Genomic DNA, 12,474 nt, shown 5'->3' with positions numbered 1-12,474 from the left:
GCGACCGTCAGTGCGCCTCGTCCCAGTTCGTGGCCGCGCGCGCGTCGACATGCAGCGGCACCGACAGCAGCACGGCCGGGAACGGCGCGTCCTGCATCACGTGCTGCACGACCGGCAGCGTGGCCTCGACCTCGGCGTCCGGCACCTCGAAGATCAGTTCGTCGTGCACCTGCAAGAGCATCTGCGCCGAGAGCTTCTTCTCGGCGAGCGCGTCCTCGACCCGCGTCATGGCGCGGCGGATGATGTCGGCCGCGGTGCCCTGAAGCCGTGCGTTGATCGCGGCACGCTCGTTGAAGGCGCGCACCGAGGCGTTGGAGGCCTTGATGTCGGGGTAGTGGCACTTGCGGCCGAACAGCGTGGTGACGTAGCCGTGGTTCCGGCAGAAGTCGCGCGTCTCGTCCATGTAGGCGCGGATGCCGGGGAAGCGCTCAAAGTACTTCTTGATGTAGGCCGACGCTTCCTCGCGGGTGATGCCGAGCTGGTTGGCGAGGCCGAACGCCGAAATGCCGTAGATGATGCCGAAATTGATCGCCTTGGCGCGGCGGCGGATCTCGCTCGGCATGCCCTTGATCGGCACGCCGAACATTTCCGACGCGGTCATCGCGTGAATGTCGAGCCCCTCTTTAAACGCTTGCTTCAGCACGGGAATGTCGGCGATCTCCGCCAGCAACCGCAGCTCGATCTGCGAATAGTCGGCGGAGACCAATTTGTGGCCCGGCGTCGCGATGAAGGCGCGGCGAATCTTGCGGCCATCCTCGGTGCGGACCGGGATGTTCTGCAAATTCGGCTCGTTCGAGGACAGCCGGCCCGTGGTGGTCGCGGCCAGCGCGTAGGTCGTGTGCACGCGATGGGTCTGCGGATTGACATACGTGGGCAGCGCATCGGTGTAGGTCGATTTCAGTTTCGAGACCTGGCGCCACTCCAAAATCTTCCGTGGAAAATCGTGGCCCTGCTCGGCGAGCTCATCCAGCACCTGCGCGGTGGTCGACCACGCGCCGGTCTTGGTCTTGGTGCCGCCCGGCAGTCCCATCTTGCCGAACAGGATGTCGCCAATCTGTTTGGGACTGCCGACATTGACGGGCTCGCCCGCGATCTCCTGGATCTCGGCCTCGACCCGCGCCGCGGTCTGGGCGAAGTCGCCGGAGAGGCGCGACAGCACCTGGCGATCGATCGAGATGCCGCGCCGCTCCATGCGCGCGAGCACGGAAACCAGCGGCCGCTCCAGCGTCTCGTAGACCGTCGTCATGTGCTCGGCGACGAGGCGCGGCTTCAGCACCCGCCAGACACGCAGCGCCATGTCGGCACCTTCCGCAGACAGCGCCGCCGCCCTGTCGATCGGCACCTGGTCGAAGGTGATCTTGCCCTTGCCGCTGCCGAGCAGCTCGTTCTCCTTCAGCATGGCGTGGCCGAACCAGCGCTCGGACAGCTGCTCCAGCGCATGCGAGCCGCGACCGGCATCGAGCACGTAGGAGATCAGTTGCGCATCGTCGATGTTGCGCAGCGTGATGCCGTGCTGCGCCAGCATCACGGCGGTGAATTTGACGTCGAAGCCGATCTTGAGGATGCCTGATGATTCCAGCACCGGCCGCAGCGCCTGGATCGCATCGGCGTGCTTGACTTGATTCGGTGCGAGGCCGGCGTCGAACAGGCCGGCGCCGCCGCCGGATTGCTTGTGCGCGAGCGGCACGTAGCAGGCCTCGTTCGGCCCCAGCGCGAGCGCGATGCCGCAGAGGTCGGCCTGCATCGGATCGATCGAGTTTCCTCGGATCTCGACCGCGACATGGCCGGCATCATGGATGCGCGCGATGAAGGCGTTCAATTCCGCGAGCGTCTTGATGGCCTCGTACTTGCCGCGGTCGACCGGAAGCTTGCGCAAAGCCGCTTCGCGCGCAGCCGCGAGGGATACCGGCGCGCCCTTCGGGCTCGCGGCCTTGTCCTCCTTGCCGGCCGATGCGCTGCGCTGGCTCGACGGAACTTGCGCCGGCGTGCCGGCTCCTGGTGCCGGCACGACGTCCGAAGGCGGCAGCGGCGAAAAAACGCTGGCGCCGCTGGCATAGCCGGGATCGGCATCGACGTTGGCCGGGTCGATCTGCGAATAGTCGGCGACGCGGCGCGTCAGCGTGGAGAATTCCATCGCCTTCAGGAACGCGATCAGCTTGCGCGCATCCGGCTCGTGGACAGCGAGGTCGTCCAGCGGCACCTCCAGCTCGACCTTGTCGTCGAGCAGCACGAGCTGGCGCGAGATCCGGGCCTTTTCCGCATTTTCGAGCAGGGCCTCGCGGCGCTTGGGCTGCTTGATCTCGCCGGCGCGGAACAGGAGTTGTTCAAGGTCGCCATATTCGACGATCAGCTGCGCCGCCGTCTTGATGCCGATCCCGGGCACACCAGGCACGTTGTCGGTGGAATCACCGGCCAGCGCCTGCACCTCGACCACCTTCTCGGGCGGAACACCGAATTTCTCGATCACTTCGGGGATGCCGATGCGGCGATCCTTCATGGTGTCGTACATGGTAACGCAATCGGTGACGAGTTGCATCAGGTCCTTGTCGGAGGACACGATCGTCGCGCTCGCGCCGCGCTCGCAGGCTTGCCGCACATAGGTCGCAATCAGATCGTCGGCTTCGAAGCCGACCTGTTCCAGGCACGGCAGGTCGAAGGCGCGCACCGCTTCGCGGATCAGCGCGAATTGCGGGATGAGATCGTCAGGAGCCGGGGGCCGGTGGGCTTTGTACTCGGGATAGATCTTGTTGCGGAAAGTGATTTCCGACTTGTCGAAGATGATCGCCAGATGGGTCGGCCGGTTGTCCTCGGGCATGTCGCGCAAGAGCTTCCACAGCATGTTGCAGAAGCCGAGTACGGCATTGACCTGCAAGCCGTCGGACTTGCGGTTCAGCGGCGGCAGCGCGTGATAGGCGCGGAAGATGTAGGAGGAACCGTCCACCAGGAAGACGTGGTCGCCTTTTCCTGCCGCCTTCGCGGCGACTGGCTTGGCAGCAGCTGTCGCCGCGGCGGGGTTGGTATCGGCTTTGGCGGAGGTCTTCGGGGATGTCTTTGGGGAGCTCTTGGGCATGGCCGCAATGTATGAATTTTTGCGGGCTTTGACAGCCTTGAGAGAGGGATTTTTGGGCTGGTGGCGTGGCTATCCCCCGCTGTCATTCCCGTGAAAGCGGGAATTCAGTAGGCCGCGGTTTCTCAGCTCGATCAATGGCGTCTCTGCGTACTGGGGCCCCCGGTCAAGCCGGGCGACGACAGCGAGCTACTCCGCGGCCTGCAACACCGGCTTCGCCTTTTTCGGCGCGATCCAGAACACATCCGGCCGCTCGAACAGGACGCCGGCGTGCAGCCGCAACGCGGCCTGCCAGATCGCCAGCGACCCCAGGACGCCGACCGTGGTGACGATCAGCGACACCGTGCCGATGTCGGCGATGATGCCGCTATGCAGCAGCAGCGTCCGCGTCGCCGCCATCGGCAGGAAGAAGGCGAGATAGATCACGATCGAATGCTCGCCGCAGAAGCGCAAGAAGTTGCACCAATGCGCGCGCGCAAGCAGCGCGCCGATCGTGATGATCGCGCACGCACCGGCGAAGCCAAGCGCGAGCGACGCGATCTTCCATTCGCTGGCGCCGAACGCGACGAAGCCGGCATTGACTAGCGCCCAGGTGGCGAGCGCTGCGAGCGCCAGCGCGGGATGGCTGCGCGCGCGATCCGACAGCGCGAACACGTAAGGCGCAAACAGATAGCCCGAATAGAAATAAACGAAACGCGCGCAGAACTCGTCGATCGCAGTCCAGCCGGTCGTGATGCGCGCGGTCTCCAGCGCTGCCGCCACGAGCCAGATCGCCGGCGGCGGAAATTTGCGTGTCAGTTTTGTGACGACGAAGAAAATCGGCAGCAGGTAGATGAACCAGAGCGTGCCGAACGGCTCGATGAAGGATTCCAGATACAGCAGGCCAACGTCGCGCCAGCTGGTTTCGGCCGCGAAAGCAGGGGCCTTGAAGCCGAACTGGATTGTCACCCACACGACATAGAAGTAAGCGAAATGCACCACCTTGCGGTCGAGATAGGTTCGCCAGTCCCGATCGATCACCAGCGGCAGGAACAGGCCCGAGATCAGGAAGAAGTCCGGCATCCGGAACGGCTTTGCGAAGGCGACCAGGACATGCATGAAGCCGGTCTCGCCGGCGGCGAGCTCGACCCCCAGCACCGAATGCATCATCACGACCATGACGATGCAGATGCCTTTGGCATAGTCGACCCAGTCGACACGCACAGCAGGCGGGGCGTTAACGCCGCCGTGTCCTGCGATTGTGCCTGATGATGCCATGGTGTCCTTTTCGAGGCGTGTTCCGCGCGGTCCTGCGCGGGCGTGAAGCAGTGTGGGGCATTGCGGTTTACGATTTCTTCACCGGTACAATTGGCGTGCCGGTTTTTGTATGCGGGCTGTTCCCCCGCCGCGGGAAAGTGCTAAACCGCTCCAAGTTGAGTTTCGTTAACCAAGCCAAGACAGGGATTCTCATGCGCATCGCGATGATCGGCACGGGTTATGTGGGACTGGTGTCCGGAGCCTGCTTTGCGGATTTCGGTCACGACGTCACCTGCGTCGACAAGGACGAGAGAAAGATCGCGGCGCTTCATCGTGGCGAGATCCCGATCTACGAGCCGGGTCTCGACGAGCTGGTCGCAACCAACGTCAAGGCCAAGCGGCTCGACTTCACCACCGACCTGTCGAAGCCGGTCGCGGATGCCGACGCCGTGTTCATCGCGGTCGGCACGCCCTCGCGTCGCGGCGACGGTCATGCCGATCTCTCTTACGTCTACGCCGCCGCGAAAGAGATCGCACACTCGCTGTCCGGCTTCACTGTGGTGGTGACGAAGTCGACCGTTCCGGTCGGCACCGGCGACGAGGTCGAGCGCATCATCCGCGAGGCCAATCCGAAGGCGGACGTCGTCGTCGCCTCCAATCCCGAATTCCTGCGCGAGGGCGCGGCGATCCGCGACTTCAAATTCCCCGATCGCGTCGTGGTCGGCACCTCCGACGAGCGCGGCCGCAAGGTGATGGGCGACATCTACCGTCCGCTGTCGCTGAACCAGGCGCCGCTGATGTTCACCGAACGCCGCACCGCCGAGATGATCAAATACGCCGCGAACGCGTTCCTCGCGACCAAGATCACCTTCATCAATGAAATCGCCGATCTCTCCGAAAAGGTCGGCGCCAACGTGCAGGAGGTCGCGCGCGGCATTGGCCTCGACAATCGCATCGGCACCAAGTTTTTGCACGCCGGTCCCGGCTTCGGCGGCTCCTGCTTCCCGAAGGACACCAAGGCGCTGATCAAGATCGCGCAGGACTACGATGTCTCCCTGCGCATCGTCGAATCCGTGCTGGCGGTCAACGAGAACCGCAAGCGCGCGATGGCGCGGAAAGTAAGCCAGGCGCTCGGCGGCTCGCTGCGCGGCAAGACCATCGCCGTGCTCGGTCTCACCTTCAAGCCCGACACCGACGACATGCGCGACGCGCCGTCGATTCCGCTCGTGACCGGGCTCCTCGACATGGGGGCGACGGTGAAGGCGTTCGATCCCGTCGGCATGGAGCAGGCCAAGGGCGAGCTGCCCAGCATCACCTATTGCGAAGACGCCTATTCCTGCGCGCAAGGCGCCGATGCGATCGTCATCGTCACCGAATGGACGCAGTTCCGCGGGCTCGATCTCGACCGGTTGAAGGCGACCATGGCCCAGCCCGTCATGATCGACCTCCGCAACATCTACCGCCCCGAAGACATGGCTGCGGCCGGCTTCACCTATGAGAGCGTCGGCCGCCGCTCGGCGCAGGGCTGATGGTCACAGCTTGTTGTCGGCCTAAAACCGTCATGGCCGGGCTTGTCCCGGCCGTCCGCGTCTTGTTCACTGCCAGATGAAACAACGTGGATTCCCGGGGCTTTGTGCGAAGACGCGCTTCGCGCTCTTGCCCGAGCGTGATGACCGGATCAATTCTTGCCCCGCAGCTTCGACACGCCCCTCCCGATCGACGCCGTGCTCGACGACCTCTCGCGCACGCTGGAGGTGCACAACGCCGCCGTGCTGGTGGCCCCTCCGGGCGCCGGCAAGACCACGCGGGTGCCGCTGGCGCTGCTCGATGCGCCCTGGGCCAAGGGCAAGAAGATCATCGTGCTGGAGCCGCGGCGCATTGCGGCCCGCGCCAGCGCCGATCGCATGGCCAAGTCGCTTGGCGAGCGCGCCGGCGAAACGGTCGGCTATCGTGTCCGCTTCGGCTCGAAGATCTCGCGAGCCACACGTGTCGAGGTCGTGACCGAAGGCATTTTCACCCGCCAGATCCTCGACGATCCCGAGCTCACGGGCGTCGCTGCCATCCTGTTCGACGAATTCCACGAACGCTCGCTCGACGCCGATATGGGCCTTGCGCTGGCGCGCGATGCGCAGCTCGGCCTGCGCGAGGATCTGCGCATCCTGGTGATGTCGGCCACGCTCGACGGCGCGCGCGTCGCAAAGCTGCTTGGCGAGGCGCCCGTCGTCGAGAGCGAGGGTCGCGCCTTTGCGGTGGAGACCCGCTATCTCGGCCGCAAGGCGGATGCGCCGATCGAGCGGCAGATGGCCGACGCAATCGCGTCGGCCCTGCGTGCCGACAGCGGCTCGGTGCTCGCCTTCCTGCCGGGCGCCGCCGAAATCCGCCGCACCCAGAATTTTCTCGGTGAGCGCGTGCAGGATGCCAGCATCGAAATCGTGCCGCTGTTCGGCGCGCTCGATGCCGCCGTGCAGGACCGCGCCATCGCGCCGGCGCCGAAGGGCACGCGCAAGGTCGTGCTCGCGACCTCGATTGCCGAGACTTCGCTCACGATCGAGGGCGTGCGCATCGTCGTCGATTCCGGTCTCGCCCGCGTGCCGCGCTACGAGCCGGATATCGGCCTGACCCGGCTGGAGACCGTGCGAGCCGCGCGCGCCGCAGTGGACCAGCGCCGCGGCCGCGCCGGCCGCACCGAGCCCGGCGTGTGCTATCGGCTTTGGGACGAACCTCAGACGGCCTCGCTTGCGCCCTATACCCAGCCGGAAATCCTCAGCGCCGATCTCTCCTCGCTGGTGCTCGATCTCGCGCAATGGGGCGTCGCCGATCCTGCGGCACTGTCGTTCCTCGATCCACCGCCTGCGCCGGCCTGGAAGGAAGCCAGGAGTCTGCTCTCCGAGCTCAATGCGCTTGATCGCGACGGCCGCATCACGGCGGAGGGCAAGAGCCTGCGCGCGCTGGCGTTGCCGCCGCGGCTGGCCCGCATGATCGTGGATTCGCATCGCGCCGGCGCGGGCGAGGAAGCCGCCGAGATCGCGGCCATTCTCACCGAGCGCGGACTCGGCGGCGACAGCGCCGATCTCGAGCACCGGCGCGACCAGTTCCGCCGCGACCGTTCGCCGCGGGCGGCAAGTGCACGCGACCTGGCGCGGCGCTGGGCCTCGCAGGTCGCAGCGTCCGAGAAGGCGGGGCCGCAGCAGGATCTCTCGACCGGCCTGATGCTCGCCTATGCCTTCCCGGACCGCGTCGCACGCAACCGCGGCAATGGCAGTTTCGTGCTCGCCAACGGCCGTGGCGCCGCGGTAGATCAGACCTCGTCGCTCGCCCGCGCGCGCTATATCGCGATTGGCGAGATGACGGGAACGGCCGCGAGCGGCCGCATCCTGCTCGCCGCACAAATCGCCGAGAACGACATCGAGCGGCATTTCGCCGAGCATATCGACACCGTCGACGAGATATCCTTCGACCGCAGCGCGATGGCGCTGCGCGCGCGGCGCAAGCGCGTGCTGCATGCGATCACGTTGTCCGAAGCCACGCTTGCCGTTTCGCCGTCGGAAGACACGGCGCGCATCTTCGCCGACGGGCTGATCGCCGCCGGTCTCGACCGGCTGCCCTGGTCGAAGGCCGCCAGGCAATGGCGCGACCGCGTGATGTTCCTGCGCAAGGCGGAAGGCGAAAGCTGGCCCGATCTCTCCGACGACGGATTGATCGCGCGGCGTGACGACTGGCTGGTGCCGGCGCTCTACGACAAGACCGCGCTGAAGGATATCTCGGCCGGCGATCTTTCCGACGCGCTGATGGCGCTGTTGCCGTGGGAGATGCGCGCGCGGCTCGACCGCGAGGCGCCGACGCATTTCGAGGCACCGACCGGAAGCGTGCTCGCGATCGACTACGAGGCCGAGCAGGGGCCGACCATTGCGGTGCGGCTCCAGGAATTGTTTGGCCTTAACACCCATCCGTCTGTTGCGGCCGGCAAGGTGCCGCTGGTGCTGGAATTGCTGTCGCCGGCGCAGCGCCCGGTGCAGGTGACGCGCGATCTCCCCGGTTTTTGGCGCGGCAGTTACGCCGCGGTGCGCTCCGATTTGCGCGGCCGCTATCCCCGCCATCCCTGGCCGGAAGATCCGGCGAGCGCACTGCCGACCCGGCGGGTCAAGCCGCGCGGGACGTGAGAAATCACGTCCCCTCATTAACCGTACGCTCATCCTTTTCGTCAAAATGACACTGGCCCGTGGTGGCGGCGCTCGCGGACGGGCGCGGCGCGTGGTGAAATCGAGCTTTCGGCCCGGAAGTGGTGTGATGCGTAACATTATGATCATCGCGGCCGTCATGATCGGTCTTGGCACGTTCATGGCGCAGATGGCGGACAAGATGAGCTCCGCGTCCGCCACGTCAGCGCCGCATACGGCGGTTGCGGTTGCGACCACGGCGCCGGCCGGCGGGCGCAGCCTGAACATTCCCCGCGACGGCCGTGGCCACTTCCAGACCGAAGGCCGCATCGACGGCCAGCGCATCGGCTTCATGGTCGACACCGGCGCCTCCGTGGTGGCGCTGAACGAAACGTCGGCGGCCCGCTTCGGCCTGCGTCCCTCGCGCAGCGACTACAACGCCACGGTCTCCACCGCCAACGGCACCATCAAGGCTGCGCGCACCCGCATTGCCATGCTGGACGTCGGTGGCCTGATTGTGCGCGACGTCGACGCCATGGTGCTGCCGGATGAGGCGCTGTCCGAGAACCTGCTCGGCCTCTCCTACCTGTCCCGCCTGAAGCGCTTTGAGTACGCCAACGGCCAGATGGTGCTGGAGCAGTAAGTCCGGGCGGACGGCTGCGGGATGACTTCAATATTGCCCTGAGCGAGCTTGGGCGCGTAACGTTTTCCGTTACCAAACTGCCGCAATTATCGGCCATAAGCCTTCATTCCCGCCTTCCGCCGTGGCCCGGCATTCGCTAAGGCTGCACCAATTCCTATCTTTTTCATGAGACCGTCTTAATGTTTCCCAAGCCGAAATCCGTGCTGTTGCCCAACACCTACGCCTTCGAATCCGAGCCGATGGTCAAGCCCACCGGCTTTCGCGAATACGACGCGCGCTGGTTGTTTCAGAAGGAAATCAACCTGATGGGCGTGCAGGCGCTCGGCATGGGGCTGGGCGCGCTGATCGCGGAACTCGGCGTCAAGCAGGAGATCGTGACCGGGCATGATTTCCGCGGCTATTCGGCCTCGATCAAATATGCGCTGATCTCCGGCCTGATGGCTGCGGGGTGCAGGGTGCACGACATCGGCCTTGCGGTGACGCCGATGGCCTATTTCGCGCAGTTCGATCTCGACGTGCCCTGCGTCGCGATGGTCACGGCCTCGCACAACGACAATGGCTGGACCGGCGTGAAGATGGGCGCCAACCGCCCGCTGACCTTCGGCCCCGACGAGATGACGCGGCTGAAGGAGATCGTGCTCAACGCCGATTTCAAGAACAAGGCCGGCGGCTCCTACCAGTTCCACGAGAACTATCCGGCGCGCTACATCGCCGATCTCACCGGCCGTCCGAAACTCAAGCGCAAGCTCAAGGTCGTCGCGGCCTGTGGCAATGGCACCGCCGGCGCGTTCGCGCCGCAGGTGCTGGACGCGATCGGTTGCGAGGTAATCCCGCTCGACACCGAGCTCGATCATACCTTCCCGAAATACAATCCGAATCCGGAAGACATGGAGATGCTGCACGCGATCCGCGATGCGGTGCTGCATCACAAGGCCGATGTCGGCCTCGGCTTCGACGGCGACGGCGACCGCTGCGGCGTGGTCGACAACACCGGCGAGGAGATCTTTGCCGACAAGGTCGGCGTGATGCTGGCGCGCGACATGTCGGCGATCCACAAGGATGCGCATTTCATCGTCGACGTGAAGTCGACCGGATTGTTCATCACCGATCCGGTGTTGCAGAAGCAGGGCGCCAAGACTGCCTACTGGAAGACCGGCCATTCCTACATGAAGCGCCGCACCAACGAGACCGGCGCGCTCGCGGGCTTCGAGAAGTCCGGCCATTTCTTCTTCAACAAGCCGTATGGACGCGGCTATGACGACGGCCTGGTGTCGGCGCTCGCGATCTGCGACATGCTCGACCGCGCGCCCGGCAAGTCGATGGCCGATCTGAAGAACGCGCTGCCGAAGACGTGGTCGTCGCCGACCATGTCGCCGCATTGCGCCGACGAGGTCAAATACGGCGTCATCGATCAAGTCGTGAAGCACTTCGAGGGACTGCAGGCGAAGGGCGCCAAGATCGGCGGCCAGTCGATCCGCGACCTCGTCACCGTCAACGGCGTGCGCGTGACGGTCGAGGACGGCAGCTGGGGCCTGGTGCGCGCCTCTTCGAACAAGCCAGAGCTCGTGGTCGTGGTCGAGAGCCCGGTCTCCGAGCAGCGCATGCACGACATGTTCGAGATGGTGAACAGCGTGCTGCGCACGCATCCCGAAGTCGGCGAGTACAATCAGAAAATTTGAGCGGCGGGGCGCGCGCTCGCCGTATCCACCACTGTCATCATCCGCGAAAGCGGGTGATCCAGTATTCCAGAGACGGTTGCCGTATACGGAGAAGCTGCGGCGTACTGGGTCGCCCGGTCAAGCCGGGCAATGACGACTTCCGTGTGGCGAGAGCTTTAAGCCGCGACCACGGCCGGGATCGGCAGTGCCGTGACCGACTTGATCTTCTCCATCGCGAAGCGCGAGGTGACGTTCTTCAGCGGCACGGCGCTGATCAGCTTCTTGTAGAAGATGTCATAGGCCTGCATGTCGGCGACCACGACGCGCAGCATGTAATCCACGTCCCCGGCCATCCGGTAGAATTCCATCACCTCGGGCATGGCGCTGACGGCTTCGGCGAATTTCTTGAGCCAGGCGTCGGAATGATCCGAACTCTCCACCGAGACGAACACGGAGATGCCGAGTCCGATCTTGTTCTGATCGACCAGCGCCACCCGCTTCAGGATCACACCGTCGGCCTCCAGGCGTTGGATGCGCTTCCAGCACGGAGTCGAGGACAGTCCGACGCGGTCGCCGATTTCGGCGACGGATAGGGAGGCATCGTCCTGGAGCACCATCAGGATCTTGCGGTCAATGGCATCGAGGCGGCGGCTGGTCTCGGGCAGTTGGACAGCGAGCTCGGTCATTTGAAGAACTTTGTTCCAACAAAAGGGTTGGTTTCCCTCATATAGAGAAAAATCTTCTACCGCAAGCCTATAATCTCGACGCCGCCGTAGAATGGCTCTACCGCCTGCCTTGTAAAAGTTCTTCAACTTCAACGCGTTGTGGCGCGGCGAGGCCGCCGCCATGGCGTGTGCATTTCAGCGCTGCGGCTGCCGCGGCGAATCGGAGCGCCTCCCGCACGCCGCCACCCTCGGCAAGCCGAAGCGTGAAGGCACCGTGGAAGACGTCGCCGGCCCCGAGCGTATCGACGGCGTCAACCGGGAAGGCTGCCGTCTCCTCCAGCGTGCCCGCCTCGTTCAGCCAGATCGTCCCGCGCGGGCCGCGGGTTGCGGCGAGGACGGCAGGCGTCAGCCCGGCCAGCCGCTTCAACGCCTCGCCGTCGTCAGCGACGCCGGCCGTTTCCCGGGCCTGCTCGCTGGAAAACAGCAGATGCGAGGCGGCCCTGAGCAGGCCATCGGTCAGCGCCATCGCGCGGTCCACGCCGACGATGACGGGAACGCCGCGCCGGCGCGCCTCGGCGCAGAGATCGATGCAGAAGGCGCCGCAGCGGCTTTCGACGAGGACAGCCTGACAACCGGCGAGGAGCTCGTCTGCATCCGGCAGCTTCACGGTCCACAATGCGGGATCGCGATAGATCGTCAGCGTTCGTTCGCCGGTCGCGTCGATGATGATCGCAGAGACGGGCGTGGCGGCGCCCGTCATGCGCACGACATGCCTGATGTCGATGCCCTCGGCGGCCATCCGCTCGAGGATGAAGCTGCTCGACGTCTCCTGCACATCGCCCATCGGCCCGGCAAACGCGATGCGGCCGCCGAGCCGCGCCATCGCGATGCCGGCATTGAGCGCATTGCCGCCGCAGATCTCGGCAAGATGGCTGGCGTTGGCCTTGCTGCCGCGCTCCGGCACGGCCTCGACCCGAAAGGTGAGGTCGCGTACGGGAATGCCGATGCAGAGGATGCGCGGCGCGATCACAGATAGCGCCATCGGCGG

General features: G+C 65.3%; 8 protein-coding genes. 4 read left to right on the top strand and 4 right to left on the bottom strand.

The genetic code is table 11. The features are described from left to right. Positions 1 to 7: 7 nt before the first annotated feature. Positions 8 to 3,070 carry a DNA polymerase I gene (gene polA / locus ACTGJ9_RS02710; RefSeq protein WP_456675814.1) on the bottom strand — a complete coding sequence of 1,021 codons (3,063 nt, stop codon included), beginning with the start codon at positions 3,068 to 3,070 and terminating at the stop codon, positions 8 to 10. A 186-nt stretch (positions 3,071 to 3,256) separates the two neighbouring features. Next, positions 3,257 to 4,324, bottom strand: coding sequence for an acyltransferase family protein (locus ACTGJ9_RS02705; RefSeq protein ID WP_456675813.1), 1,068 nt, complete (start codon positions 4,322 to 4,324; stop codon positions 3,257 to 3,259). Positions 4,325 to 4,515: 191 nt separating this feature from the next. Here ACTGJ9_RS02705 and ACTGJ9_RS02700 point away from each other — a divergent pair, with 191 nt between their 5' ends. The 4 genes from ACTGJ9_RS02700 to ACTGJ9_RS02685 all read left to right on the top strand — a co-directional run bounded on the left by ACTGJ9_RS02700 (position 4,516) and on the right by ACTGJ9_RS02685 (position 10,782). Continuing rightward, on the top strand, positions 4,516 to 5,832 hold the full coding sequence (locus ACTGJ9_RS02700) for a UDP-glucose dehydrogenase family protein (protein WP_456675812.1): 1,317 nt from the start codon (positions 4,516 to 4,518) through the stop codon (positions 5,830 to 5,832). Positions 5,833 to 5,988: 156 nt separating this feature from the next. Then, on the top strand, positions 5,989 to 8,463 hold the full coding sequence (hrpB, locus tag ACTGJ9_RS02695; protein WP_456675811.1) for an ATP-dependent helicase HrpB: 2,475 nt from the start codon (positions 5,989 to 5,991) through the stop codon (positions 8,461 to 8,463). A gap of 127 nt (positions 8,464 to 8,590) precedes the next feature. Beyond that, positions 8,591 to 9,103, top strand: coding sequence for a TIGR02281 family clan AA aspartic protease (locus ACTGJ9_RS02690; RefSeq protein WP_456675810.1), 513 nt, complete (start codon positions 8,591 to 8,593; stop codon positions 9,101 to 9,103). Between the two features lie 179 nt (positions 9,104 to 9,282). Further along, positions 9,283 to 10,782, top strand: a complete 1,500-nt coding sequence (locus ACTGJ9_RS02685) for a phosphomannomutase/phosphoglucomutase (protein ID WP_456675809.1) — start codon at positions 9,283 to 9,285, stop codon at positions 10,780 to 10,782. 155 nt (positions 10,783 to 10,937) lie between these two features. Here the strand turns inward: ACTGJ9_RS02685 and ACTGJ9_RS02680 are convergent, their stop codons facing one another. Continuing rightward, positions 10,938 to 11,447: an Lrp/AsnC family transcriptional regulator gene (locus ACTGJ9_RS02680; RefSeq protein WP_456675808.1), complete on the bottom strand. Its 510-nt coding sequence runs from the start codon at positions 11,445 to 11,447 to the stop codon at positions 10,938 to 10,940. 97 nt (positions 11,448 to 11,544) lie between these two features. Then, positions 11,545 to 12,468, bottom strand: coding sequence for a sugar kinase (locus ACTGJ9_RS02675; RefSeq protein ID WP_456675807.1), 924 nt, complete (start codon positions 12,466 to 12,468; stop codon positions 11,545 to 11,547). Positions 12,469 to 12,474 lie beyond the last annotated feature (6 nt).

The organism is Bradyrhizobium sp. RDM12, assembly GCF_051917485.1.
GTDB lineage: Bacteria > Pseudomonadota > Alphaproteobacteria > Rhizobiales > Xanthobacteraceae > Bradyrhizobium.
This window is presented reverse-complemented; position numbering and strand designations above follow the sequence as displayed.